The 23,426-nt window shown below is 72.4% G+C and carries 24 protein-coding genes; 14 read left to right on the forward strand and 10 right to left on the reverse strand.

Going from position 1 to position 23,426, the window contains the following annotated elements; all coding sequences use genetic code 11:
• Positions 1-17: 17 nt before the first annotated feature.
• Positions 18-950 carry a prolipoprotein diacylglyceryl transferase gene (gene lgt, locus ACEZDG_RS18800; protein ID WP_380510692.1) on the forward strand — a complete coding sequence of 311 codons (933 nt, stop codon included), beginning with the start codon at positions 18-20 and terminating at the stop codon, positions 948-950.
• A gap of 56 nt (positions 951-1,006) precedes the next feature.
• On the opposite strand, the gene ACEZDG_RS18805 is transcribed toward lgt, so the two are convergent.
• From ACEZDG_RS18805 to ACEZDG_RS18815, 3 genes are all read right to left on the reverse strand, one after another.
• Positions 1,007-2,281, reverse strand: coding sequence for an alginate lyase family protein (locus tag ACEZDG_RS18805; RefSeq protein WP_380510695.1), 1,275 nt, complete (start codon positions 2,279-2,281; stop codon positions 1,007-1,009).
• 114 nt (positions 2,282-2,395) lie between these two features.
• Positions 2,396-3,070, reverse strand: a complete 675-nt coding sequence (locus tag ACEZDG_RS18810; RefSeq protein WP_380510698.1) for a DedA family protein — start codon at positions 3,068-3,070, stop codon at positions 2,396-2,398.
• A gap of 7 nt (positions 3,071-3,077) precedes the next feature.
• Entirely contained in the window at positions 3,078-3,443 is a 366-nt protein-coding gene (locus ACEZDG_RS18815) for an ArsR/SmtB family transcription factor (RefSeq protein WP_380510701.1), read from the reverse strand.
• Between the two features lie 166 nt (positions 3,444-3,609).
• Here ACEZDG_RS18815 and ACEZDG_RS18820 point away from each other — a divergent pair, with 166 nt between their 5' ends.
• Together ACEZDG_RS18820 and ACEZDG_RS18825 are read left to right on the forward strand one after the other, a co-directional pair.
• Entirely contained in the window at positions 3,610-4,578 is a 969-nt protein-coding gene (locus ACEZDG_RS18820) for a DMT family transporter (RefSeq protein WP_380510704.1), read from the forward strand.
• Between the two features lie 10 nt (positions 4,579-4,588).
• A complete protein-coding gene (locus tag ACEZDG_RS18825) occupies positions 4,589-5,032 on the forward strand; it encodes a universal stress protein (protein ID WP_380510707.1) in 444 nt (147 codons plus the stop codon).
• On the opposite strand, the gene ACEZDG_RS18830 is transcribed toward ACEZDG_RS18825, so the two are convergent.
• On the reverse strand, positions 5,029-5,961 hold the full coding sequence (locus ACEZDG_RS18830) for a cation diffusion facilitator family transporter (protein ID WP_380510710.1): 933 nt from the start codon (positions 5,959-5,961) through the stop codon (positions 5,029-5,031). The two genes, ACEZDG_RS18825 and ACEZDG_RS18830, sit on opposite strands and share 4 nt — an antisense overlap.
• 99 nt (positions 5,962-6,060) lie before the next feature.
• On the opposite strand from ACEZDG_RS18830, the gene ACEZDG_RS18835 reads away from it, so the two are divergent.
• The gene (locus ACEZDG_RS18835; RefSeq protein WP_380510712.1) at positions 6,061-6,840 is read left to right on the forward strand and encodes an FAD:protein FMN transferase; all 780 of its coding nucleotides are present in this window, start codon (positions 6,061-6,063) and stop codon (positions 6,838-6,840) included.
• Between the two features lie 53 nt (positions 6,841-6,893).
• On the opposite strand, the gene ACEZDG_RS18840 is transcribed toward ACEZDG_RS18835, so the two are convergent.
• Complete coding sequence (locus ACEZDG_RS18840; RefSeq protein ID WP_380510715.1) at positions 6,894-8,252, reverse strand: NAD(P)/FAD-dependent oxidoreductase; 1,359 nt, start codon at positions 8,250-8,252, stop codon at positions 6,894-6,896.
• A gap of 155 nt (positions 8,253-8,407) precedes the next feature.
• Between ACEZDG_RS18840 and ACEZDG_RS18845 the strand changes: the two genes are divergently transcribed.
• The 5 genes from ACEZDG_RS18845 (at position 8,408) to ACEZDG_RS18865 (ending at position 12,879) form a co-directional block, all read left to right on the forward strand.
• Entirely contained in the window at positions 8,408-9,208 is an 801-nt protein-coding gene (locus ACEZDG_RS18845) for a HipA family kinase (protein WP_380510718.1), read from the forward strand.
• On the forward strand, positions 9,205-9,588 hold the full coding sequence (locus ACEZDG_RS18850) for a DUF3037 domain-containing protein (protein WP_380510721.1): 384 nt from the start codon (positions 9,205-9,207) through the stop codon (positions 9,586-9,588). The genes ACEZDG_RS18845 and ACEZDG_RS18850 overlap by 4 nt, the downstream gene beginning before the upstream one ends.
• 32 nt (positions 9,589-9,620) lie before the next feature.
• Positions 9,621-10,061 (forward strand): MarR family winged helix-turn-helix transcriptional regulator, encoded by a 441-nt coding sequence (locus tag ACEZDG_RS18855; RefSeq protein WP_380510724.1) that lies wholly within the window; start codon positions 9,621-9,623, stop codon positions 10,059-10,061.
• Between the two features lie 61 nt (positions 10,062-10,122).
• The gene (gene purB, locus ACEZDG_RS18860; RefSeq protein WP_380510727.1) at positions 10,123-11,562 is read left to right on the forward strand and encodes an adenylosuccinate lyase; all 1,440 of its coding nucleotides are present in this window, start codon (positions 10,123-10,125) and stop codon (positions 11,560-11,562) included.
• A 252-nt stretch (positions 11,563-11,814) separates the two neighbouring features.
• Positions 11,815-12,879, forward strand: a complete 1,065-nt coding sequence (locus tag ACEZDG_RS18865; protein WP_380510730.1) for a terpene synthase family protein — start codon at positions 11,815-11,817, stop codon at positions 12,877-12,879.
• On the opposite strand, the gene ACEZDG_RS18870 is transcribed toward ACEZDG_RS18865, so the two are convergent.
• The gene (locus tag ACEZDG_RS18870) at positions 12,876-13,256 is read right to left on the reverse strand and encodes an RNA-binding S4 domain-containing protein (RefSeq protein WP_380510733.1); all 381 of its coding nucleotides are present in this window, start codon (positions 13,254-13,256) and stop codon (positions 12,876-12,878) included. The genes ACEZDG_RS18865 and ACEZDG_RS18870 overlap by 4 nt on opposite strands.
• A gap of 174 nt (positions 13,257-13,430) precedes the next feature.
• On the opposite strand from ACEZDG_RS18870, the gene ACEZDG_RS18875 reads away from it, so the two are divergent.
• The 4 genes from ACEZDG_RS18875 to ACEZDG_RS18890 are packed head-to-tail and all read left to right on the forward strand — an operon-like array spanning position 13,431 to position 17,219.
• Complete coding sequence (locus ACEZDG_RS18875) at positions 13,431-14,369, forward strand: ABC transporter ATP-binding protein (protein ID WP_380510736.1); 939 nt, start codon at positions 13,431-13,433, stop codon at positions 14,367-14,369.
• Positions 14,366-15,214, forward strand: a complete 849-nt coding sequence (locus ACEZDG_RS18880) for an ABC transporter permease (protein WP_380510739.1) — start codon at positions 14,366-14,368, stop codon at positions 15,212-15,214. The genes ACEZDG_RS18875 and ACEZDG_RS18880 overlap by 4 nt, the downstream gene beginning before the upstream one ends.
• 38 nt (positions 15,215-15,252) lie before the next feature.
• Positions 15,253-16,548 (forward strand): sensor histidine kinase, encoded by a 1,296-nt coding sequence (locus ACEZDG_RS18885; RefSeq protein ID WP_380510741.1) that lies wholly within the window; start codon positions 15,253-15,255, stop codon positions 16,546-16,548.
• Positions 16,545-17,219: a response regulator gene (locus ACEZDG_RS18890; RefSeq protein WP_380510744.1), complete on the forward strand. Its 675-nt coding sequence runs from the start codon at positions 16,545-16,547 to the stop codon at positions 17,217-17,219. Before ACEZDG_RS18885 ends, ACEZDG_RS18890 begins: the two co-directional genes overlap by 4 nt.
• A gap of 44 nt (positions 17,220-17,263) precedes the next feature.
• On the opposite strand, the gene ACEZDG_RS18895 is transcribed toward ACEZDG_RS18890, so the two are convergent.
• Both ACEZDG_RS18895 and ACEZDG_RS18900 read right to left on the reverse strand, forming a co-directional pair.
• Positions 17,264-18,421, reverse strand: coding sequence for an RNA polymerase sigma factor (locus tag ACEZDG_RS18895; protein WP_380510747.1), 1,158 nt, complete (start codon positions 18,419-18,421; stop codon positions 17,264-17,266).
• Positions 18,422-18,530: 109 nt separating this feature from the next.
• The gene (locus ACEZDG_RS18900; protein WP_380510750.1) at positions 18,531-19,184 is read right to left on the reverse strand and encodes a TetR/AcrR family transcriptional regulator; all 654 of its coding nucleotides are present in this window, start codon (positions 19,182-19,184) and stop codon (positions 18,531-18,533) included.
• A 113-nt stretch (positions 19,185-19,297) separates the two neighbouring features.
• Between ACEZDG_RS18900 and ACEZDG_RS18905 the strand changes: the two genes are divergently transcribed.
• A complete protein-coding gene (locus ACEZDG_RS18905; RefSeq protein ID WP_380510753.1) occupies positions 19,298-20,863 on the forward strand; it encodes an FAD-dependent monooxygenase in 1,566 nt (521 codons plus the stop codon).
• Here the strand turns inward: ACEZDG_RS18905 and efeB are convergent.
• Together efeB and efeO are read right to left on the reverse strand one after the other, a co-directional pair.
• Entirely contained in the window at positions 20,848-22,164 is a 1,317-nt protein-coding gene (gene efeB / locus ACEZDG_RS18910; RefSeq protein WP_380510756.1) for an iron uptake transporter deferrochelatase/peroxidase subunit, read from the reverse strand. The genes ACEZDG_RS18905 and efeB overlap by 16 nt on opposite strands.
• 2 nt (positions 22,165-22,166) lie before the next feature.
• Positions 22,167-23,366 (reverse strand): iron uptake system protein EfeO, encoded by a 1,200-nt coding sequence (efeO, locus tag ACEZDG_RS18915; protein WP_380510759.1) that lies wholly within the window; start codon positions 23,364-23,366, stop codon positions 22,167-22,169.
• Between the last annotated feature and the right edge of the window lie 60 nt (positions 23,367-23,426).

Raw genomic sequence — 23,426 nt, forward strand, 5'->3', positions numbered from 1 at the left:
CAAGGGAATCTGCCCCGATGGAACTCGCGTACATCCCCAGCCCCTCGCAGGGCGTCTGGCACCTCGGACCGGTGCCGATCCGCGCGTACGCGCTGTGCATCCTCGCCGGGATCGCCGCCGCGATGTGGCTGACCCGGCGGCGCTGGGTGAAGCTCGGCGGTCGCGCCGACGACATCATCGACATCTGCCTGTGGGCCGTGCCCTTCGGCATCGTCGGCGGGCGGCTGTACCACCTGATCACCGACCCCGAGCTGTACTTCGAGTCCGGTGAGCAGCCGATCCGGGCCCTCTACATCTGGGACGGCGGCCTCGGCATCTGGGGCGCGGTGGCGCTGGGCGCGGTCGGCGCCTGGATCGGCTGCCGCCGCAAGGGCATCCCGCTGGCCTCCTTCGCGGACGCGCTCGCGCCGGGGCTGATCCTGGCCCAGGCCATCGGCCGCTGGGGCAACTACTTCAACCAGGAGCTGTACGGCGACGCCACCACGCTGCCCTGGGGCCTGAAGATCGACACGGTGGTGAACGGCACCGCGGTGCACGGGGTGTTCCAGCCGACCTTCCTCTACGAGTCGCTCTGGGACCTCGCCGTCTGCGGCCTGCTGCTCTTCGCCGACCGCCGCTGGAGCTTCCACTCCTTCCGGCTGTTCGCGCTCTATGTGGCGGCGTACACGGTGGGCCGGGGCTGGATCGAGTCGCTCCGCACCGACCACGCCAATGTGATCTTCGGGGTCCGGCTGAACGACTGGACCGCGCTGATCCTCTTCCTGGCCTCGGTCGGCTTCCTGATCGTCAGCCGCAACTGGCCGGAGCCCTCGCTGCAGCAGCGGCTGGGCGACTCGCTGCTGGTCGACCCCGAGCCCGAGGCCGACCCCGCGCCCGACGCAGAGTCAGAGGACGCGGAGCCCGAGAGCGTCGACGAGGACCCGAAGACGCAGAGCACCAGCAACAGCTGAAGGACACTGAGGCGTGGCCCCCGCGGGTGCCCCGCCACAGCCGGGTGCCGGCCCGCTCAGCTGCCGATCGGGTCCAGCTGCTCCGCGGCCGGACGCAGCAGCCAGATGTCGCCGCCGGGCTGCGCCGACAGCTCGGGCACCGCCCTGATCGCGGTCAGGTCGCCCTGGTCGGCCGCGGCGCGGATCACGTCATTGGCGGAGAACGCCTGGAAGTTGAGCTCGGGGTAGGTCCAGGCGGCGGCGCCGGTGGCCGCGGGCACCATGAAGTCGACCGACTTCAGCAGGTTGCCGCCGCTGGGCGTCCGGTAGTGCCAGAGGTCGACGCCGAGGTGCTGGCCGATCTGGGCCAGCCGGGTCAGCGCCAGCAGGTTGAAGTTGGAGTAGTGGTAGCTGGTGGTCCTGGCGAGCTCCAGCGGCTGGCTGCCGTCGGCGGCGAGCTGGACGTCAAGGCGCTTGGTCTCGGCGGTCTGCACAATGGTCTTCGCCAGCGACTTCTGCCCGGTGGCGAGGGCCAGCGCGGCCTCCTGCATGTCGAAGAAGCTGCCGTGGTTGTTGGTCGCGGCGGCCTCGTCGGCGCCGTTCTTGGTGGTCTGCATCCAGGTCAGGAACTGGCTGTCCCAGGTGGTCAGGCCGGTGCGGTCGGCGCTGGTCCAGCCGGGGGCGCCGGTGTCGAGGATGGCGGCGGCGTCCAGGACGTCGGTGAACTGCTGCGAGAAGTCGATGATGCCGATGCCCCGGCCGTCCACCTTGCAGGGGATGAACTGGGTGTAGTTCAGGCTGGGGTTCATCCGGGTCGCCGGGTCCACGAACCAGGTGCGCAGGTCGAGCGCGGCGCGCTGGGCGTAGGCGGGCTTCCCGGTGTAGTACCAGGCCAGGGTGAGGTCGTAGACGGCGTTGAACAGCTGGCCGCGCTCGGCGTGGTCGGTGATGGTGTCGATGGCCGGGTTCCGCACCCCGTCCTTCTGCACGTAGGGGCAGCCCCAGGGGTTGCTCGCGGTCAGCGGCTGGGTGGGCCACCAGTACGGCGCCTCGCTGATGTAGTCGTGCTTGTCGCCGCTGGGCGCGGTCTGCGGCTTGTCCATCACCGACCAGGGGCCCTGGGTCAGGTAGCCGTCGGCCGCGGTGGTGAGGGTCTTCAGCTCGCTGCGCAGCGCGGGCACTCCGGCCTTGGTGAGCAGCCGGGTCAGCGCCAGCCGGTTGCCGTCCAGGACGACGGTCTTCGGGACGGCCCCCGGCGCGCTGGTGGCGGACGCGGACGCGGACGCGGGGGCGAGCAGGGCCAGCACGGTGGCCGCGACGGCGGCGAGGCTGGCGGCGACACGGAATCTCATGGTTCTCCCGGTGCGGCTCGGAGTTTATGTATGTGAATGTGAATCACAAGTATGTCCGCAGCGAGAATAGATTCAGCCCTTGTCCGGGCACAATGGGGTGGACATGACGAGTTGTCAGTCCTCTTCGGCGGCGCCTTCTCCGGCCGTGTGCTCGCTCGAACTCGGGCCCGCGCTCGGGACCGCGTTCTCGGCGCGGTGGCGGCGGACGGCCCAGACGATCAGTGCGACCACCACGATCCCGCCGACCACCCCCGCCGCGGCCTCGCCGGCGATGCTGGCCACCCGCTTGTAGGCGGAGCCGGCCAGATAGCCGAGCAGGGTGTAGCCGACGCCCCAGACCAGCCCGCCGGCCGCGTTGAACAGCAGGAACCGGCGGTAGGGGAGCTGGGAGAGACCGGCCAGGGCCGGCACCATGGCCCGGAACAGGGCCACGAAGCGCCCCAGGAACACCGCGACCGGGCCGCGGTCGCGCATAAAGGCGCGCGAGCGCTCCACCCGGTCCTTGTGCTTGGTGGCGAAGCCGGTCGCCAGCAGCCGGGGCCCGAAGCGCCGGCCGATCTCGTAGCCGACCGAGTCACCGATCACCGCGGCGAGCACCACGACCAGCATCAGCACCGGCAGGTCCACCCCGTGGTGGGCGCTGGCGATCACCCCGCCGATCACCACCGCGGTCTCACCGGGCAGGACGAAGCCGAAGAAGAAGGCGTCCTCGCTGAACACCAGCGCCGCGACGACGAGGTAGACGAGTGGTCCGGACAGGTTCTGCAGCCAGTCGGTGATCGCCTGCATCAGCCCATCATAGGGACGGCTGCCCGACCGACGCGGGACGCGCCGGGCGGGAGTGCTCCAGATGGAGGTGCTCGACATGGTGGATCGCCTGGTCCAGCAGGGCCAGCACATGCGCGTCGTAGAGCGCGTACACCACGCTCCGGCCGCGGCGCTCGCCGGTGACCAGGCCCAGTTCGCGTAGCACCCGCAGCTGGTGCGAGCAGGCGGACTGCTCCATGCCGACCTCGGCGGCCAGTTCGGTCGCCGCGCAGGCCCCCTCGCGCAGCCGGGCCAGGATCATCAGCCGGGACGGGGTCGCCAGCGCCTGGAGCGTACCGGCCACGCGCGCCGCGCCGGCCGCGTCGAGCCTGCCCTGCCGCCCGCTGTCACCCATGCCGTCATGGTACTCAGCGGCCGACAGGGTTCGGTGCGGACCGCTGGCGGGCAGGCACTCCCGGTAACATCTTCCCGGGCAGCGCCATCACCGGCGGGACGTCCCGGAGGACGGTCCGGAGCAGCCGGAACAGTGGGAAGCAGGAAGGGGGAGGTCGGTGACACCGATGGCGATGCTGTCTGTGGTCTTCGCCGTGCTCGCAGCCGTGAGCAACGCCCTGGGCACAGTACTCCAGCGCCGGGCCGCGCTGATCGTCCCGCAGTCGGACGGGTTCCGGCTGCAGTTGATGTGGGACCTGCTGCGGACACCGGTGTGGGCCTTCGGCATCCTCGGCGTGATCATGGCGGCGATCTTCCAGGGGCTGGCCCTGGTGACCGGTCCGCTGGCCGTGGTGCAGCCGATCTTCGTCCTCGAACTCCCCTTCGCCCTGCTGATCTCCGGGCTCGTGTTCCGCAAGCGGATGCCCGGCCGGGGCTGGCTCTCGGTCGGCGGCATCGTGGTCGGCCTGGGCACCGCGCTGGCCGCCGCCGCGCCGAGCGGCGGGGAGTTGCAGCCGCCGATGGCGCTCTGGGTGCTGGCGCTGGCCAGCTGCGGCGGTGCCATAGTGCTGCTCGCGGGCGCGGCGCTGAAGCGGCCGATCGGCCCGGCCCGCGCCGCCTTCCTGGGCACCGCGGCGGCCATCGGCTACGCGCTGACCGCCGCGCTGATGAAGTCGGCCACCGACACCCTGGACCACCGCGGGGTCACCGCGTTCTTCCTCTCCTGGGAGACCTACGCCTTCGCCGCGGTCGGCGTCTGCGCGCTGTTCCTGCTGGAGAACGCGATGCAGGCGGGCCCGCTGGTGGCCTCCCAGCCCGCACTGACCCTCGGCGACGCGCTGATCAGCCTCTCGCTCGGGGTGACCCTCTACGCGGAGTCGGTGCGGACCGGCTGGTGGCTGGTCCCCGAGGTGTTCGGCACCGGCCTGGTGCTGCTCGGCGCGGTCGGCCTGTCCCGGCTGGAGACCCAGAACCAGTCCGAGGAGCCGGAGCCGGAGACGCAGCCGGAGCCTGTGGGACTGGACGCCGCGCCCTCCGCGGAAGACGCTTCGAGTCCGACCGCCGCACCTGGCAGAACCGCAAATCAGCAGAACTGAGGAGTACCGGATGTTCGAGTTGGGGACCGACGGGCCGGCCGTGATCGTGGTCGGCGTGGACGGCACCGAGTCCTCCATGCGCGCCGCCGCCTACGCGGCCGGTCTGGCGCGCAGGCAGGGGTCGCTGCTGGCGGTGGTCTACATCCAGCCGATGGGCACCCTGGGCGGGGCCGAGGTCGGCGTCGCGGTGGCCCAGGCCGGGCGCGAGGCCGCGGCCGAGTTGGAGCGGCAGCTCCGGGAGTCGGCCGAGCGGGCCAGCCACGGCACGCAGATACGGTGGGAGTTCCACACCGCCCAGGGTGACGCCTACGGCGGCATCGTCGAGCACGCGGACCGGCTGAAGGCCGACGCGGTGGTGATCGGCGCGTCCGAGAAGGCGGGGCACCGGTTCATCGGCTCGGTCGCGGTCCGGCTGGTGAAGGCCGGCCGCTGGCCGGTGACCGTGGTGCCCTAGGCCGTCGCTGCGGCCGGGCCGGTGCGCTGGATGTCGGGCTCCAGGTAGATGACCCGGGCGATCGGCACCGCGACCCTGATCCGGGCCTCGGCGGCGTCGATGGCCCGGGCCACCTCGGTCGCGCTGTCGTCGTGCTGCACCGCGATCTTCGCGGCCACCAGCAGCTCCTCGGGGCCGAGGTAGAGGGTGCGCATGTGGATCACACCGGTCACCACGTCGTCGTCCACGATCGCGGAGCGGATCGCGGCCACGTCGGCCGCCCCGGCGCCCTCGCCGAGCAGCAGGCTCTTGGTCTCGATGCCCAGCACCACGGCGATGACCACCAGCAGGGTGCCGATGCAGACGGTGCCGACGCCGTCCCAGACGCCGTCGCCGGTGGCCAGCGTCAGGCCCACCCCGAACAGGGCGAGCACCAGGCCGATCAGCGCGCCGAAGTCCTCCAGCAGCACGATCGGCAGCTCCGGGGCCTTCGCCCGGCGGATGAACTGCACCCAGCTCTGCTGGCCGCGCAGTTCGTTGGACTCGTGCACGGCGGTGCGGAAGGAGTAGCCCTCGGCGCAGATCGCGAACACCAGCACGCCCACCGGCCAGTACCAGTGGTCGAGTTCGTGCGGGTGCCGGATCTTGCTGTAGCCCTCGTAGAGGGCGAAGAGACCGCCGACCGAGAACAGCACGATGGAGACCAGGAAGCCGTAGACATAGCGCTCGCGGCCGTAGCCGAAGGGGTGCTCGTCGGTGGCGGCGCGCTTGGCCCGCTTTCCGCCGAGCAGCAGCAGCGCCTGGTTGCCCGAGTCGGCGACCGAGTGCACGCCTTCCGCGAGCATCGAGGACGAGCCGCTGAAGGCGAACGCCACGAACTTCGCCACCGCGATGGCCAGGTTGGCCCCCAGTGCCGCCACGATCGCCTTGCTACCACCGCTTGCACTCATGTGCGTCCGTCGTCCCCTCGAAGGTTGCCGCTCTGAAGATCGTTGTCTTACCCGGTCCTTAACGTACGCGATCCGCGCAGTCGCAAGGAGACTAGAGGGATGAATGCACTGAGGCACGCTGAACCGGTCATGGGGACGGTGGTGTCGTTCGACATCCGCGACGGCGGCTCCGGGGCGGCGGCCCGGGAGGCACTGCGGCAGGCGGTCCGCTGGCTGCACCGGGTGGACGCGGTGTTCTCCACCTACCGGCCCGACAGCCAGGTCAGCAGGCTGGGACGGGGCGAGCTGGCGCTCGCCGACTGCGACCCCGAGGTGGCCGAGGTGCTGGCCCTGGGGGAGCGGGCGGAGCGGGCCAGCGGGGGCTGGTTCAGCGTCAGGGCCGGGGCCGGCCTCGACCCGTCCGGAGTGGTCAAGGGCTGGGCGGTGGAACGGGCTTCGGCGATCCTGCGGGAGGCCGGATGCCTGCGGCACAGCGTCAACGGCGGCGGGGACATCCAGACCGCCGGGCGGCCCGAGCCCGAGCGCGACTGGCAGCTCGGGGTGGCGCACCCGCTGCACCCCGGCGCCTTCGCCACCGTGGTGCGGGGCAGCGGCATCGCCCTGGCGACCTCCGGCAGCGCCGAGCGCGGCGCGCACATCCTCGACCCGCACACCGGCGCCCCGGTCGACGGCGGCGGACTGGCCTCGGTCTCGGTGGTGGGCGCCTCGCTGACGGCGGCGGACATCGCGGCCACCGCCGCCTTCGCCATGGGCGGCGCGGCGGCCAGGGGCTGGCTGGAGCGGCAGCCGGGCCTGGAGGGCTTCGCGGTCACCCCGGACGGCCGGGCCTGGTGGACCTCCGGCTTCGGCCGCTACGCGGAACTGCCCGGCACCGGCTGAGGCCGGCGCCGGGCAGGACCGCGCGGGGGCAGTTCCACGCAGGGGACGGAACGTTACTGCTTGGCCGTCAGGGCGGCGGTGTGGGCCCGGATCTCGTCCTTGCTGAGGTACGAGTCGGTGTACTCGAAGTCCTTCAGCGTGGCCGGCTTCCCGCGCTGGAAGCCGGTGCGGACGAAGTCGTCGCCGGCCGTCGCGTTCAGCAGCCAGTTGGTCATCACCCTGACCTTGGCGACATTGGTCCGCAGCGCCATCAGGTGGTAGCCGCGGGCCACGCCCTGCGCGGCGACGCCGGTCAGTTCGACGCCCATCGGCTTGGACACCGCGTCCGCGCCGCCGAGGTCCACCACCAGGCCGAGGTCCTTGTGGAAGTACTCCTTCAGCGGCTGGCTGCGCAGCGAGGCGACCACGTTGTCGGCGGCCACCTTGCCCTGGCGCTGCGCGTGCTGCGCGGTGGGCGGGCAGACCGAGCCGTCGCCCTTGGCCAGGTCCGGCACCGCGGCGGCGTCGCCGAGCGCGAACACCCCGTCGAACTGGGGCACCCGCATCTCGGCGGTGGTGGCGACCCGCCCGCGCACGGTCTCCGCGTCCAGGGTGGCGATCAGCGGGCTGGCGGCGACGCCCGCGGTCCAGATCAGGGTCCGGCTGGGGATCACCCGGCCGTCGGTGAAGGTCACCGACTCCTCGCCGACCTCGGCGACCGAGACGCCGAGCGAGACCTCGATCCCGCGCTTGCGCAGCACGTCGAGCGCGGTGGCGCCGAGCTTGTCGCCGAGCTCCGGCATCAGCTTGGGGGCGATGTCGATCAGGTGCCACTTGATCAGGTTGGGGTTCAGCCGGGGGTAGCGCTTGACCGCCGAGGTGGTCACCCGCTGCAGGCAGGCCGCCGTCTCGGTGCCGGCGTAGCCGCCGCCGACGACCACGAACTGCAGCCGGGAGATCCGCTCGTCCCGGTCGGTCGCGGCGTCGGCCAGGTCCAGCTGGCTGATCACGTGGTCGCGTACGAAGGCCGCCTCGGCCAGCGTCTTCATACCGCGGGCGTGGTCGGTGAGGCCGGGGATGTCGAAGCTGCGGGTGATGCTGCCGGGGGCGAGCACCAGGTAGTCGTAGTGCTCGGCGACCACCTCGTCGGTGATCTTCCGGACGATGCAGACCTTGGCCTTGGGGTCCACCCCGATCGCCCCGCCGGGGATGATCCGGGTGCGGTGCAGCATCCGCCGCAGCGACACCGCGACCGACTGCGGCGTCAGCACTCCGGCGGCCACCTGCGGCAGCAGCGGGAGGTACAGCTCGTAGCTGAAGGGCGCGACGATGGCGATGTCCGCCTCACCGGGGACGAGCTTGCGTTCGAGCCTACGAGCGCACTCGACGCCGGCGAAACCGCCGCCGACCACCAGGATCCGAGGTCGTTCCATGGGTGCCATCCCTCACAGGTTCACAAATGTGCGTCGTCATGGGGCCGGGCTGCTCCTGCCCGCCACCCTGGCACGCACACCAGTGCTCTGCCACCGCAGTCGGCCAATTCGGTAGCGGGACCGGAGCGGGTTCCACGGTCGGTAGGGTGGGGCCCATGTTGTCTGAGCTGCGGGCTGTCCGGTATGTGACGCCGCTTCGGGAGGGCGGTTCGCTGCCGGGCCTGGTCGAGGCACGCGGCCCGGCCGGGACCGGGGACGGCGGCAGCGGTCGCGGCCTGTACGTGGCCAAGTTCACCGGGGCCGCGCAGGGGCGCAAGGCGCTGGTCGCCGAGGTGGTCGCGGGCGGTCTGGCCCGGCGGCTGCTGGTGCGGGACGGGCTGCGGGTGCCGGAGCTGGTGACCGTCGAGGTGGACCCGGTGATCGCGCTGGGGGAGCCGGACGAGCGGGTCCAGGCGCTGGTCAGGGCCTCCGGCGGGACCAACCTGGGGATGGCCTTCCTGCCGCGCGCACTCGGCTTCGACCCGCTGGCGTTCCCGGTGGACCCGCTGCGGGCCGGTCGTGTGCTCTGGTTCGACGCGCTGATCGGCAATGTCGACCGGTCCTGGCGCAACCCAAACCTGCTGGTGCGTCAGGGCGAGCTGTGGCTGATCGACCACGGCGCGAGCCTGATCTTCCATCACCACTGGCCGCGCGCGGCGGCTTCGGTGGACAAGCCGTACGACGCCTCCGACCACGCGCTGCTGCGCTTCGCCCCCGACCTCGCGGCGGCGGACGCGGCCCTGGCCGGGCTGGTGACCGAGGAACTGCTGCGGGAGGTGCTGGCGGACGTGCCCGAGGTCTGGTTGGCGGACGAGCCGGGGTTCGCCTCGGCGGCGGAGGTCCGCGAGGCGTATGTCGCGCAGCTGGCGGCCCGGGCCGGCGGCTCGCGGAACTGGCTGCCGGAGGTGGGCGCATGAGTGCCGAGGTGGTGTTCGAGTACGCCCTGGTGCGGGTGGTGCCGAGGGTGGAGCGCGGGGAGCGGATGAACGCCGGGGTGCTGGTCTACAGCCGCCAGGCGGGCCTGGTCCGGGCGGAGATCCACCTGGACCAGGCCCGGCTGCTGGCGCTCGACCCGGGCGCGGACGTGGACGGGGTGCGCCGGGCGCTGGCGGCGGTCGCCGACGTCTGCGCGGGCGGCCCGGCCGCCGGGCAGGCCGCCGAGGACGATCCGGGGCGGCGCTTCCGCTGGCTGACGGCGCCGCGCAGCACCGTGGTCCGGCCGGGCCCGGTGCACTGCGGCCTCACCGACGACCCGGAGGGCGAGGCGCGGCGGCTGCTGGAACTGCTGGTGCGCTGAAGACCCCTGCCGCCGCGCGGTAATCTTGGGGGATGACCGCACTCCCCGAGACCGCCGTCGAGCTCCGGGCCCAGGGCTGGCGTGCGCTGGCCTCGCTGCACGCCAGGATCGAGGGCGAGATCGAGCGCGCCCTGCAGGCCGGGCACCGGCTGAGCGTCAGCGAGTACTCGGTGCTCGACGTGCTGTCCCGGCAGGACGAGTGGCACATGCGGATGCAGCAGCTGGCCGAGGCCGTCGTGCTGAGCCAGAGCGCCACCACCCGGCTGGTCACCCGGCTGGAGGCGGACGGGCTGCTGTCGCGGCACCTCTGCGCCACCGACCGGCGCGGCATCTACACCGAGGTCACCCCGGCCGGGATGCTGCGGCTGGCGGAGGCCCGTCCCACCCATGACGCTGCGCTGGGCCGCGCGCTGGCCGCGGCCGGGTCGCTGCCGGAGCTGGCCCCGCTGGTGCGGGTGCTCGCCGAGGGCTGAGCCGGTCGGCGGGCCGACGGTCACGGGCTGGGCGCAGCAGCTCCGACCTGGACTGTTAGGCTTGCGCAGCGTGAGCGCGAAGCCGAACATCCCGAATGTCCTTGCCGCCCGATACGCCTCGGGCGAGCTGACCCGACTGTGGTCCCCCGAGCACAAGGTGATCCTGGAGCGGCAGCTGTGGCTGGCCGTCCTCAAGGCACAGGCCGACCTGGGGATCGATGTGCCCGAGGGCGCCGTCGCCGACTACGAGCGGGTGCTGGAGCAGGTGAACCTGGCCTCCATCGCCGAACGCGAGCGGGTCACCCGGCACGATGTGAAGGCCCGCATCGAGGAGTTCAGTGCGCTGGCCGGGCACGAGCAGATCCACAAGGGCATGACCTCGCGCGACCTCACCGAGAACGTCGAGCAGCTGCAGATCCGGCAGTCCCTTGAGCACGTCAGGGACCGTACCGTGGCGGTGCTGGTCCGGCTCGCGGCGCTGGCGGCCGAGCACAGCGAGCTGGTCATGACCGGCCGTTCGCACAATGTCGCGGCCCAGGCGACCACCCTCGGCAAGCGCTTCGCCTCGGCGGCGGACGAGATCCTGGTCGCCTTCCAGCGGCTCGAGGAGCTGATCGCCCGCTACCCGCTGCGCGGGATCAAGGGCCCGGTCGGCACCTCGCAGGACATGCTCGACCTGCTCGGCGGCGACCAGGACAAGCTGGCCGACCTGGAGCGCCGGGTGGCCGGCCACCTCGGCTTCCAGCAGGGCTTCACCAGCGTCGGCCAGGTCTACCCGCGCTCGCTGGACTACGACGTGCTCTCCGCGCTGGTGCAGCTCGCGGCCGGGCCCGGCAGCCTGGCCAAGACGATCCGGCTGATGGCCGGGATCGAGCTGGTCACCGAGGGCTTCAAGGAGGGCCAGGTCGGCTCCTCGGCGATGCCGCACAAGATGAACACCCGGTCCTGCGAGCGGGTCAACGGCCTCGCGGTGGTGCTGCGCGGCTACGCCTCGATGGTGTCCGAGCTGGGCGGCGACCAGTGGAACGAGGGCGACGTGTCCTGCTCCGTGGTCCGCCGGGTCGCGCTGCCGGACGCCTTCTTCGCCTTCGACGGCCTGGTCGAGACCTTCCTGACGGTGCTGGACGAGTTCGGCGCCTTCCCGGCCGTGATCGCCGCCGAGCTGGACCGCTACCTGCCGTTCCTGGGCACCACCAAGGTGCTGATGGGCGCGGTGCGGGCCGGGGTGGGCCGGGAGACCGCGCATGAGGCGATCAAGGAGCACGCGGTGGCCTCGGCCCTGGCGATGCGGGCCGGCGTCCGTGAGAACCAGCTGGTCCAGCGGCTGGCCGAGGACGACCGGATCCCGATGGACCGGGCCGAGCTGGACGCGCTGCTGGCCGACAAGCTGTCCTTCACCGGCGCGGCGGCGAGCCAGGTGGCCGAGGTCGTCCGCCGGGTCGAGGCCGTGGCCGCGGCCCACCCGGAGGCGGCCAAGTACGCGCCGGGCGCCATTCTCTGACGCCCCGGAAGCTGACGGAATGTGGGAAGGGCCCGCGGTGGGGGGATACCGGGGCCCTTCCTTGCGTCGGCACTCAGGAGTTCCAGGGGGGAGAGGTGCCTCCCAGGCCGCCCGCACCTTTCGTCTACCCGTACACCGCCCGGCAAACCGGATTCGGCCGTGAGTTCGGAGAATTGAGCGCGACGGCCGCATCCTCGGGCCGCCGGTCTCGTTGAGCCCGGTGGCAGTCGAACGGAGCGAGGGAGTGCAGACATGGTGTCGATCCCAACGGCGGTGGACCCCCGGCCCCCGCTGCCGCAGGACGGGCTGGTGCTGACCCTCGCGCTGCCGTACGGGCGGCTGCCCGCGCCCGGCGACCACCCCGACCGGGAGCGGCTGCGGCAGCGGCACGACGCCTGGTTCCGGGAGCGCACGGCCGGACTGGGGCCGGAGCAGGAGCGGCGGCTGTTCGGCCAGTGCGAGGGCGTCAGCCTGATGTGCCGGGTGCTGCCCGGCGCGGACGCCGAACGGCTGCTCGGGATCTGTCTGGCGGCCTCGGTGCTGTTCCTGCTGGACGACGCGACGGACGGTGACTCGGACGAGGCCTCGCAGGCGGACCGCTATCTGGCGGTGCTGGCCGGAGCCCCCGCTGACGGCGGGTCAGCACACCTGCGGCTGCTGGGCCAGACGCTGGCCCGGGTCCGCCAGGGGGTCCCGGACCGGCTCTGGGCCCGCTTCGTGGCGGGCTTCTCCGAGGTGATCGCCACCGCGGCGGTGAAGTCCGCCGCCCCGGTCCGCGACTACCCGGGCTATCTCGCGGTGCGCCGCGCCGACGCGGCGTTCGACCTGGTCGGGGTGGCCATCGAGCACGGTCTGGCGCTGGACCTCGACTTGGGGGCCGGCCCGGAGCAGGAGTCGGCCGCCGCGCTGCTGGACGCCTGCTTCGAGCACACCATCCTGGTCAACGACCTGCTCTCCTACCGCAAGGAGTACGCCGCCGACGAGCCGATGAACGCGATCAGCGTGCTGCGCCGCACCCGGGGCCTTGAGCTGCAGCAGGCGGTGGACCTGCTCTGCGAGCGGCTCGCGGCGGCGGAGGACGCGTTCTTCAGCGAGGCCGCCCGGCTGCTCGCGGCGGCGCAGGGCAGGCCCGGCGGCGACCCGGCCGGGCTGCGGGCCTACCTGGACGCCTGGTCGCTGATGCTCAGCGGCAATCTGGCCTGGTCACTGGCCTGCCCCCGCTACCACGGCACGGGCGGCGGCTGGGACTGGGCGCAGGGCGCGCCGGAGCGGATGGCGCTGTACCCGGACCGGACCGAGTTCGCCGGGCGTTCCTAGCGTCCGCCGTGCAGGCGTTCCAGGTCGCGGCGGTCGCGCTTGGTCGGCCGGCCGGTGCCCCGGTCCCTGATGGCGACCAGCAGGATCTCCTCGCGGGGCGGGCGCGGGGGGCTGTTGTCGACGTAGCACTCCACCGCGGCCGGCGGCCCGAGCCGCTTGCGGACCAGCCGGGAGACCACCACGACCCGCTCGTAACCGCCGCTCTCGCGGACCCTGACCTCGTCGCCGGTGCGCAGCACCTGGGCGGGCTTGACCTTGTCGCCGTTCACCCGGACGTGTCCGGCCTTGCAGGCCGCCGCCGCCAGCGAGCGGGTCTTGGTGAGCCGCACCGACCAGATCCACGCGTCGACCCGGACGGGCCCCTCGTCGGAAGTCATGCCCCGACCCTAGTACGCGTGGCAGCCGCCCGTCGTGGACCTCCGCCGTAGTACCGGGGTACCACGGCGGTCCCCATGATCCGTCCTGGGTACCACGGTCCGCGCCGGGCCCGCTCCTAGCGTGGGACCGACCGCAGGACGACACCGTCCGGCGGCAGGGCAAGGGGAGACGCGATGATCGAGGCGCACCAGCTGACCAAGCGGTACGGGGAGAAGACGGCGGTGGACCGGTTGGACTTCACGGTCAGGCCCGGCACCGTGACCGGCTTCCTCGGCCCCAACGGCGCCGGGAAGTCCACCACCATGCGCATGATCGTCGGGCTGGACGCGCCGACCGCGGGGTCGGTCGCGGTCAACGGCCGCCGCTACGCCCAGCACAGCGCGCCGCTGCAGGAGGTCGGGGCGCTGCTGGAGGCCAAGTCGATCCACCCCGGCCGCTCCGCCTTCGACCACCTGATGGCCCAGGCGTACACCCACGGCATCCCGCGCCGCCGGGTCGACGAGGTGATCGGGATGACCGGCCTCGAGAAGGTCGCCAAGAAGCGCGCGGGCGCGTTCTCGCTGGGCATGGGCCAGCGGCTGGGCATCGCCGCGGCGCTGCTCGGCGACCCGGCCACGGTGATGCTGGACGAGCCGGTGAACGGGCTCGACCCCGAGGGCGTGCTGTGGATCCGCAACCTGCTCACCGGGCTGGCCGAGGAGGGCCGCACGGTCTTCGTCTCCTCGCACCTGATGAGCGAGATGGCGCTGGTCGCGGACCATCTGATCGTGGTCGGCCGGGGCCGGCTGCTCGCCGACACCACGGTCGAGGCCCTGGTCCGGGACGCCGGCGGCGACACCGTCAAGGTCGCCACGGCCGACCCGGCCCGGCTGCGCGAGCTGCTGGCCGGGTCCGGGGTGGAGGTCAGCGGACGGGCCGGCTCCGAGGAACTGCTGGTCACCGGCCTGGAAGCCCGTGACATCGGGATCCGGGCGGCCGAGCACGGCATCACCCTGTACGAGCTGACGCCGCGCACGGTGTCGCTTGAGCAGGCGTTCATGGAGCTGACCCGGGACGAGGTCGAGTACCACGGCACCACCACGGTCGACGAGAAGCAGGGGAGCGCGGCATGAGCACGGTCATCGAGCAGGAGGCGCCGGCCGGCGTCGCGGGCGGCCGTGAGCGTCCGGCCTACAAGGTCACCGGGGCGCGGGTGCTGCGCTCCGAGTGGGCCAAGCTCTGGTCGCTGCGGTCGACCTGGATCACGCTGGGTCTCGCCCTGGTGTTCGTCATCGCCTTCGGCCTGATCAGTCTGGCCCACTACAAGTCGGCGCTGGACGGCGGCGGCCACCTGGACCCGGACCTGAAGACTGCCACCGCGGCCGACCTCTCGCTGTTCGGCGTCAACTTCGGCCAGCTGGCGCTGGGCGTCCTCGGCGTCCTGGTCACCGCGGGCGAGTACTCGACCGGCATGATCCGCTCCACCCTGGCCGCCGTGCCCAAGCGGCTGCCGGTGCTCTGGTCCAAGGCCGCGGTGTACGGCGTGGTCGCCTTCGTGGTCGCCCTGGTCGGCGTCTTCGCGGCCTTCGTGTTCGGCCACGGCATCGTCTCCGGTACCCCCGCCGCGGTCAGCCTGTCCGACCCGGGCGTGGTCCGGGCCCTGTTCGGCGCGGCGCTGTACCTGGCCCTGGTCGGCGTCATCGCGGTGTCGCTCGGCGCGCTGCTGCGCTCGGTCGCCGGCGGCATCTCGGTGCTGGTGGCCTCGCTGATGCTGATCCCCGGGCTGGCCGACCTGCTGCCCAGCTCCTGGCGGGACGACGTCACCCAGGTCCTGCCGAGCAACGCGGGCGGATCGATGTTCGCCGTGCACCACGCCGCGGGCACGCTCAGCCCGGGAACCGGCCTGCTGGTGCTGCTCGGCTGGACCGTGCTGGCCCTGGCGGGCGCCGCCTACCGGCTGATGCGCACGGACGCCTGAGAGACTCGGGAGCAGGCAGCGAAACAGAGGTGGCGCGCGTGACGACGACCGAGGACCCGCTCTGGGGGCACCCCCAGGTCACCCGGCTGGCACGCGCGGGGCGACGGCTGCAGCAGTTCGACCGGAACCGGCCCTGGGTGTTCGACACCGCCGTGGTGCTGCTGGTGCTGCTGCTGTTCGCTCTCCCCGACCTGCTGCACGACGGCCACCGGCGGGAGGGCGTCCTGTTCGGCGTGATGCCGCTGCCGGCCGTGGTGGCGCTGCAGCTGGCGCTGACCCTGCCGCTGTTCTGGCGGCGGCGCGCCCCGGAGGCGGTGCTCGCGGCGGTGGCGGCGGTGTTTGTGCTGCAGTGGTCGCTGAATGTGTGGCTGCACAGCGACATCGCGGTGTTCATCGCCTTCTACAGCGTCGCCAGGCTGGGCCGGGTGGCGCGGCTGCCCTGGGCCTGCGGGGCGATGGCAGCGGTGCTGCTGCTCCCGGCGCTGCGGGTGTCGGCGGTGGTGTCCTGGCTGGTCGCGCTGTTCTTCCTGTACAGCGCGGCCACCGCCGCCGCTGCGCTGGGCCTGGCGGTACGGATCGGCCGGGCCTACCTGGACGCGCTGCGGGACCGGGCCGCCAGGCTGGAGGTCGAGCGGGACCAGCGCAGCCGGCTGGCCGCCGCCGCCGAGCGGGCCAGGGTGGCCCGGGAGATGCACGACATCATCGGCCACAACCTGTCGGTGATCATCGGCCTCGCCGACGGCGGCGCCTACGCCGCGGAGGTGGCGCCGGAGCGCAGCAGGGAGGCGCTGACCCACATCGGGGCGACCGGACGGCAGGCGCTGGACGAGCTGCGGCGGATGCTGGGAGTGCTGTCGACCAGGCCGGAGGGCGGGGCGGAGCCGGAGCAGGCCGAGGATCCGCAGCTGAGCCCGCAGCCGGGGGTGGCCGACCTGGACGCGCTGTGCGCACGGGTCCGCTCGGCCGGCCCCGAGGTGGTCTACCGGACCCTCGGCAACCCGGACCGGCTGGACCGGGGCGTGCAGCTGACGGTCTACCGGATCGTCCAGGAGTCGCTGACCAACACCTTGAAGCACGCCGGGCCCGATACCAGGGCCCGGCTCACCGTCGTCGCCGAGGGCACCGAGACCCGGGTGCGGGTGGAGGACACCGGGCCCGCGGCCCAGGGCCCCGCCGCGCCGACGGCGCCGTCGCCGGACGGGCGCGGGATCGCCGGGATGCGGGAGCGGGCCGCGCTCTACGGCGGGACGCTGACGGCCGGGCCCCGCCCGGGCGGCGGCTGGGCGGTGGAGGCGGTCCTGGAAGGACTCGACGGAACCGGGGGCGCCGGATGACCACCGTGCTGATCGTGGACGACCAGCCGCTGCAGCGGCTCGGCTTCCGGATGCTGCTGGAGAGCACCCCGGGCTTCGAGGTGGTCGGCGAGGCCGGCCACGGCACCGACGCGGTCCGCCAGGTCGCCGCGCTGCGCCCGGACGTGGCGCTGATGGACGTACGCATGCCGGGCATGGACGGTATCGAGGCCACCCGCCGGATCGTCGCCAACGGCGGCCGGTCCCGGGTCCTGGTGCTGACCACCTTCGACCTGGACGAGTACGCCCACGCCGCGCTGCGGGCCGGGGCCAGCGGGTTCCTGCTCAAGGACGCGCAGCCGGAGGAGCTGCTCGCCGGGATCAGGGCGGTGGCCTCGGGGGACGCGGTGATCGCCCCGGCGCTGACCCGTCGGCTGCTCGACACCTATGCGCACCGGCTGCCCGGGCACCGGCCGGGGGAGGGGGCGGGCGGCGCCGAGGACCCCCGGCTGCGTGCGCTGACCGAGCGCGAGCACGAGATCCTGGTCGCCATCGGCCGCGGCTGGACCAACGGCGAGATCGCCGAGCGGCTGGTGCTGTCGGAGTCCACGGTGAAGACCCACGTCGGCCGGGTGCTGGCGAAGATCGGCGCGCGGGACCGGGTGCAGGCCGTGATCCTCGCCTACGACCTGGGGCTGGCCCGGCCGAACTGACACCCGGTGGTGCCGGCCCGGCCGGTGGCCCTATGCCGTGCGTCCTAGTCCAGGTAGTCGCGCAGGACCTGGGAGCGGGACGGGTGGCGCAGCTTGGACATGGTCTTGGACTCGATCTGGCGGATCCGCTCGCGGGTCACGCCGTAGACCTTGCCGATCTCGTCCAGGGTCTTGGGCTGGCCGTCGGTCAGGCCGAAGCGCATCGAGACCACACCGGCCTCACGCTCGGCCAGGGTGTCGAGCACCCCGTGCAACTGCTCCTGGAGCATGGTGAAGCTGACCGCGTCGGCCGGGACGACCGCCTCGGAGTCCTCGATCAGGTCGCCGAACTCGCTGTCGCCCTCCTCGCCCAGGGGGGTGTGCAGGGAGATGGGCTCGCGGCCGTACTTCTGGACCTCGACCACCTTCTCCGGGGTCATGTCGAGTTCCTTGGCCAGCTCCTCGGGCGTCGCCTCCCGGCCCAGGCTCTGCAGCAGCTGGCGCTGCACCCGGGCGAGCTTGTTGATGACCTCGACCATGTGCACCGGGATGCGGATGGTGCGGGCCTGGTCGGCCATGGCGCGGGTGATCGCCTGCCGGATCCACCAGGTGGCGTAGGTGGAGAACTTGAAGCCCTTGGTGTAGTCGAACTTCTCGACCGCGCGGATCAGGCCGACGTTGCCCTCCTGGATCAGGTCCAGGAACAGCATGCCGCGGCCGGTGTAGCGCTTGGCGATGGAGACCACCAGGCGGAGGTTGGCCTCCAGCAGGTGGTTCTTGGCGCGGTGCCCGTCCTCGGCGATGATCTGCAGCTCACGGCGCAGCGTGGGCTTGAGCTCGTCGTCGCCCTCGATCATCGCCAGCGCGAGCAGCCCGGCCTCGATCCGCTTGGCGAGGACGACCTCCTGCTCGGCGTTGAGGAGCGGGACCTTGCCGATCTGCTTGAGGTAGTCCTTGACCGGGTCGGAGGTCGCGCCCGCCACCATGACCAGTTGCGCGGGGGCGTCGTCCTCGTCCTCGTCCGAGACGGTGTACGACCCCTGCGGGTTCTCGTCGGTGCCGGCCTTCACGACGGTGTCGGGAGTTTTAGTGATGTCGGCGGAAACGTCCCCGTCGTCTATCACGACGCTTTTCCGGGCCCGCTCGGATGTCTTGGCGGCAGCCACCATCGGTGCTGTGCCTCCCTCTCGAAAGACCTGCTTGAGGCTGCGCAGGACACGCATCCGGGGGTCTGCCGCGCGCTCGGCGCTACGGCATCGCCCAGTGGATTATCGGCGAAATCTGGAATTCGTTACAGCTTCACTCGCGGCAAATGAGTGATCTGGGGCACAGTCACCCGTCGGCCACACTGATCGGCGTCCCGCCGGGACCGCTGCCGCCGCCGCTGATACCGCGGACGATCAGGCCGGTGAGGGTGTCCACCGCCTCCTGGTCGCTGAGCTCGCGGCCCAGCTCCTCGCCGCCCTCGACCAGCCAGTTGTAGGCGAACTGGGAGATCAGCGAGATCAGCGCCGAGGCTACCACCAGCGGGTCGCCGGGCAGCTCGCCGCCGGCCGCGCGGACGTGCTCCAGGTGCTCGGCGACGTCGTGCAGGTTGGGGGCGAGGATCTCGCGCAGCCGCCGGGCGAAGTGCTCGTCGACCATGGCCGCCTGGTGCAGGGCGATGATCACCGGCCGGTTGGCCCGGACGAACTGCCAGTAGGCGTCGACGTGCCAGCGCACGGCCGCGGGGTCGGAGAAGTCCGGGCTGTGGTCGGGGCCGGCCGCCCGTTCGTCGCCCTGGTCCAGCATGTCCGCCAGCAGCGACTCCAGCAGGGACTCCTTGCCGTCGAAGTGGCTGTAGAAGGAGCCCGCGGCGCGGTCCGCCTCGGAGGTGATGTCGGTGATCTTCGCCCGCAGGTACCCGGTCCTGGCGAAGACCCGCTTGGCGGCCTCCTTGAGCGCCGACTCGGTCTCGGCGGCCCGTGCCGCGCGTGTGCCCGTCATGCCGCTGGGACTCCTCCGGTGCGGATGGCCTCGTTCGCTTGCGGTGGACGTTAGCAGCAGCTAGGCTGAATCCAGATTCAGTGAATGATGATTCATCCACGAGGGAGGGTGTCATGCGGAACACCGGGGTGCTGATCGTGGGGGCCGGGCCCGCCGGTCTGGTGCTGGCCTGTGAGCTGGCCCGGCGAGGGGTCGCGTACCGGCTGGTGGAGCGGGACGAGCGGCATTTCGCCGGGTCCAGGGGCAAGGGGCTGCAACCGCGCACCCAGGAGGTGTTCGAGGATCTCGGGGTGCTGGACCGGGTGCGCGCCCTCGGCGGCCCCTATCCGCCGATGCGCGCCTACCGGGGCAACGAGGTGGTGTGGGAGGGGCGGATCGACGAGCCGCGCGAGCCCTCGGCCGAGGTCCCGTACCCCAACGCCTGGATGCTGCCGCAGTGGCGCACCGGCGAGATCCTGCGGGAGCGGCTGTCCCAGCTGGGCGGCGAGGTGGAACTGGGCACCGGGCTGCTGGCCCTGGAGCAGCACGCCGACGGGGTGAAGGCCCTGCTGGCCGGCCCCGGCGTCGAGGGCGGCCGGGAGTGGGCCGGGGCCGACTACCTGGTCGGCACGGACGGGGGCCGCAGCACCGTGCGCCGGCTGGTCGGCATCGGCTTCGCGGGCGAGACCAGGGAGCAGGAGCGGATGCTGCTGGCGGACATCAGGGCCGAGGGCATCGACCGCGACCACTGGCACATCTGGCAGACCGAGGACGCCGAGGGCAACGCCTTCCCGCTGGCGCTCTGCCCGCTGGCCGGGACAGACACCTTCCAGCTGGTGCTGCCGGTGGCGGCCGGGGCCGAGGTCCCTGAGCTGGATCTGCCACGGCTGCAGCAGGTCCTGGACGCCGCGGCCGGCCCGGGGAGGGTGGCGGTGACCGGGCTGGCCTGGACCTCGGTGTTCCGGGCGAACATCCGGATGGCGGAGCGCTTCCGGGAGGGGCGGGTCTTCCTGGCCGGCGACGCGGCGCATGTGCACTCCCCGGCCGGTGGCCAGGGCCTCAATACCAGCGTCCAGGACGCCTACAACCTGGGCTGGAAGCTGGCGGCGGTGGTGCAGGGCGCAGCGCCGGCCGCGCTGCTCGACAGTTACCAGCAGGAACGGCTGCCGGTGGCCGCCGATGTGCTCGGGATCAGCACCCGGCTGCACGACAAGGGCGTCGCGGGGGCGGCGGACGCGCACCGCCGGGACGATCCGCAGCTGCACCAGCTCAACCTCGGCTACCGGGAGGGGCCGCTGAGCTTCGAGGAACGGGCCGACCCGGGCCCGGACGCGGTGCTGGCCGGGGATCGCGCGCCGGATGCGTCGCTGGACGACGGTACGCGCCTGTTCGACCTGCTCAGGGGGACGCACCTGACCCTGCTGGCGCTGGGGGCCGGCGCCGAGCGGGCGGCGGTCGCCGTGGCCGAGGGGTCCGCGGCCGAGGGGTCGCCCGAACGGGTGCGGGTGGTGGTCGGCGCGGGGGCGGCGCTGCGCCGCAGCTACGGGGTCCCGGCCGACGCGGACGTGCTGCTGCTGGTCCGGCCGGACGGCTACCTCGGCCTGGCGCTGGATGTCAGCGCCGAGTCGGCCGAGGCAGCCGCCGAGCGGGTGCGGGGCTGGCTGCGGGCGGTTTCCGGTCCCGCTCAGCCGAAGAGCTGAGAGCCCCAGTCCTTGTCGGCCGGCAGTCCGGGCGGGGTGACGAACAGTCCGCCCGAGACATGCTTGATGTACTCGTTGAGCGCGTCGTGCCGGCCGAGGATCCGCTGCAGGGTGACGAACTGGTCCGGGCTCTTCATATAGGCGAGGAAGAACAGACCGCCGACCAGTTGGGCGGTGACCGGGTCGATCCCGTCGGTGTAGGAGTAGCCGCGGCGCAGGATCCGCAGGCCCTGGTTGTTCTCCGGGGCGGCGAGCCGCACATGGGAGTCCATCGGGATGACGGTCTCGCCCGAGGCGTCCTTGGCCGAGAAGTTCGGAGTGTCGAACTCCTTGGTCCCGGTCAGCGGAGCGCCCGTGGCCTTGGTACGGCCGAAGACGTTCTGCTGGTCGTTCAGATTGTCGCGGTCCCACTGCTCCAGCAGCATCCGTATCTTACGGCTGACCAGGTACGAGCCCCCGCGCACCCAGTGCTGGGGCTCCTCGGTGCCGATCCAGACATGCTGGCCCATCACCGCGGCGTCCCGCGCGTCGATATTGCGGGTGCCGTCCTTGAAGCCCATCAGATTGCGCGGGGTCGCCTGCGCGGGGGAGGTGGACGCGGTGCGTCCGAAGCCGAGCTCCATCCAGCGCGGGGTGACCACCCCGGTGCCGAGGCGACGCAGATTGCGGATGGCGTGGAAGGCCACCTGCGGGTCGTCGGCGCAGGCCTGGACGCAGATGTCGCCGTCCGAGCTGCCCGGGTCCAGATCCTCCTTGGGCAGCTGCGGCAGCGGCTTGAGCAGGGTCGGACGCCGCGCGGCCAGGCCGAAGCGGCTGTCGAAGAGCGAGGCGCCGTAGCCGATGGTGATGGTGAGGTTGCCGGGCTTGAGCCCCTCCGCCTCGCCGGTGTCATTGGGCGGCGACTCCAGGTCCCCGGCGTCGCCGGGCACGGTCCGGCCCTTGGTCATCGCCTCGGCCGCGAACGTCCAGGTGCCGAGCATCGCCTCGAGCTGGGTGCGGTCGGTGGTGGTGACGTCGAACGCGGCGAAGCAGAGCCGGTCCTGCGCGGGGGTGGCGATACCCGCCTGGTGCGTCCCGCGGAAGTCGACGATCTGGCTGGCCTCGGCGGCGTCGGCCGCGGCCGGTGCGGCGTGCCCGCTGCTGTCGCTGTCGTGGGTCAGCAGCGAGCCGGCCGCGGCTGCGGCGCCGACGCCGAGACCCACGCCGATGCCGCCCAGGACCCGGCGCCGGTTGAGGCCGCCGCCGGTCGAGGAAGGGGAGGAGCCAGGAGATTCGGAGGACTCGGAGGACTCGGAGGTCATGGTCAGGCGACCTGTCCGGCGACCTTGGAGACCGCCTCGGCGTAGGCGTCGACAGCGGCCGAGAGGGCCCGGCGCTGGTCGGTGGTGACGGTGCGGTAGTCGACGTAGCCGCTGTTCTCGTAGCCGGGGGTGGCGGCGTACTTGGCGAGCAGGGTCGCGGTCGCGGTGTAGCGCTCGGCGATGGTCGCCACCAGCTGCGGGTCCTTCTTCTGCAGCGTCGGCAGCAGCACCTTCACGGCCTCGTTGGCACCCTCGAGGTTGCCCTTGAAGTCCAGCAGGTCGATGTGGGAGTAGCGCTCCTCCTCACCGGTGACCTTGGAGGTCTGGATCTCGTTGACCAGGTCGGTGGCACCGTTGGCGATCTCGGCCGGCTGGTAGGCGACCGTCTGCACCTGGGCGTAGAGGCTGGCCACGTCGGTGTCCAGCTGGTTGGCGACGGGGGTCATCCCCTTGAGCGAGTCGGTGGTCCAGAGCGCCTGCTCCAGCCGGTGGAAGCCGGTGAAGTCGGCGGGGGTGGCGGCGTCGTCCGCGCGGCCGTCGATGCGGCCGTCCAGGTCGCCCCAGATCTCCGCGGTGGGCTCGACGGCCTCGTAGTGCACCCGGGCCGCGCCGTAGAGCAGCTTCGCCTCGGCGATGTCGCCGCTGCGCACCGCATTGGTGAACGCCTTGGTGGTGGGCACCAGTTGGGCCACCTCGCCGTCGATCCAGGTGGCGTACTGGGTGGTCGCGGCGACCAGCTCGGGGTCGTCCTTCCAACTGTGCGCGGTGCTGCCGGAGACCGCCAGGTCGGTGCTGCTGGTGGCCGCGCCGGGGCAGTACACCTGGTAGGTGCCCGCGGTCAGGGTGAGCGAGAAGTCGCCGGACAGACCGGGGGTGAGGTTCTCCTTCTCGCCCAGCATCTTGCCGTGGTCCTGCAGTTCGGCCTCGGTGACCTTGCCTGAGTTCTTGTTGGTGACGGTGAACTTGACCGGGCCGGCCGGGATCTTGGCGGGGGAGGGGGCGCAGCCCTGGTCGGTGATGGTGATGGCCACGGCGGCGGGCCCGGCGGCGGCGGCCTGGGAGGCACCGGCGGAAGTCCCTGCGGACGGCGTGCTCGTCTTCGCGGTGCCGCTGCTGCCGCAGGCGGTGAGCAGCAGGCCGGTTGCGGACACGGTCACCGCCAGGGCCACGGCGGTCAGGCGGCGGTTCGGCAGGGGATTCACGGGTGTTGCTCCTTGTGGGGGGACGCCGCGCTGCTGCGGGGCACGATGGGGAGACGGGGC

The organism is Streptacidiphilus alkalitolerans (assembly GCF_042511045.1).
GTDB lineage: Bacteria > Actinomycetota > Actinomycetes > Streptomycetales > Streptomycetaceae > Streptacidiphilus > Streptacidiphilus alkalitolerans.

Coding starts and splice junctions, on each gene's coding strand:
- ACEZDG_RS18820 (WP_380510704.1), top strand. CDS start 3,610: ATGGCGATGCTGTCTGTGGTCTTCGCCGTGCTCGCAGCCGTGAGCAAC.
- ACEZDG_RS18835 (WP_380510712.1), top strand. CDS start 6,061: ATGAATGCACTGAGGCACGCTGAACCGGTCATGGGGACGGTGGTGTCG.
- ACEZDG_RS18880 (WP_380510739.1), top strand. CDS start 14,366: ATGAGCACGGTCATCGAGCAGGAGGCGCCGGCCGGCGTCGCGGGCGGC.
- ACEZDG_RS18840 (WP_380510715.1), bottom strand. CDS start 8,252: ATGGAACGACCTCGGATCCTGGTGGTCGGCGGCGGTTTCGCCGGCGTC.
- efeB (WP_380510756.1), bottom strand. CDS start 22,164: ATGACCTCCGAGTCCTCCGAGTCCTCCGAATCTCCTGGCTCCTCCCCT.
- ACEZDG_RS18875 (WP_380510736.1), top strand. CDS start 13,431: ATGATCGAGGCGCACCAGCTGACCAAGCGGTACGGGGAGAAGACGGCG.
- ACEZDG_RS18825 (WP_380510707.1), top strand. CDS start 4,589: ATGTTCGAGTTGGGGACCGACGGGCCGGCCGTGATCGTGGTCGGCGTG.
- ACEZDG_RS18815 (WP_380510701.1), bottom strand. CDS start 3,443: ATGGGTGACAGCGGGCGGCAGGGCAGGCTCGACGCGGCCGGCGCGGCG.
- ACEZDG_RS18895 (WP_380510747.1), bottom strand. CDS start 18,421: ATGCGTGTCCTGCGCAGCCTCAAGCAGGTCTTTCGAGAGGGAGGCACA.
- ACEZDG_RS18855 (WP_380510724.1), top strand. CDS start 9,621: ATGACCGCACTCCCCGAGACCGCCGTCGAGCTCCGGGCCCAGGGCTGG.
- ACEZDG_RS18900 (WP_380510750.1), bottom strand. CDS start 19,184: ATGACGGGCACACGCGCGGCACGGGCCGCCGAGACCGAGTCGGCGCTC.
- ACEZDG_RS18805 (WP_380510695.1), bottom strand. CDS start 2,281: ATGAGATTCCGTGTCGCCGCCAGCCTCGCCGCCGTCGCGGCCACCGTG.
- ACEZDG_RS18870 (WP_380510733.1), bottom strand. CDS start 13,256: ATGACTTCCGACGAGGGGCCCGTCCGGGTCGACGCGTGGATCTGGTCG.
- ACEZDG_RS18865 (WP_380510730.1), top strand. CDS start 11,815: ATGGTGTCGATCCCAACGGCGGTGGACCCCCGGCCCCCGCTGCCGCAG.
- ACEZDG_RS18830 (WP_380510710.1), bottom strand. CDS start 5,961: ATGAGTGCAAGCGGTGGTAGCAAGGCGATCGTGGCGGCACTGGGGGCC.
- lgt (WP_380510692.1), top strand. CDS start 18: ATGGAACTCGCGTACATCCCCAGCCCCTCGCAGGGCGTCTGGCACCTC.
- ACEZDG_RS18810 (WP_380510698.1), bottom strand. CDS start 3,070: ATGCAGGCGATCACCGACTGGCTGCAGAACCTGTCCGGACCACTCGTC.
- ACEZDG_RS18890 (WP_380510744.1), top strand. CDS start 16,545: ATGACCACCGTGCTGATCGTGGACGACCAGCCGCTGCAGCGGCTCGGC.
- ACEZDG_RS18845 (WP_380510718.1), top strand. CDS start 8,408: ATGTTGTCTGAGCTGCGGGCTGTCCGGTATGTGACGCCGCTTCGGGAG.
- ACEZDG_RS18850 (WP_380510721.1), top strand. CDS start 9,205: ATGAGTGCCGAGGTGGTGTTCGAGTACGCCCTGGTGCGGGTGGTGCCG.
- ACEZDG_RS18905 (WP_380510753.1), top strand. CDS start 19,298: ATGCGGAACACCGGGGTGCTGATCGTGGGGGCCGGGCCCGCCGGTCTG.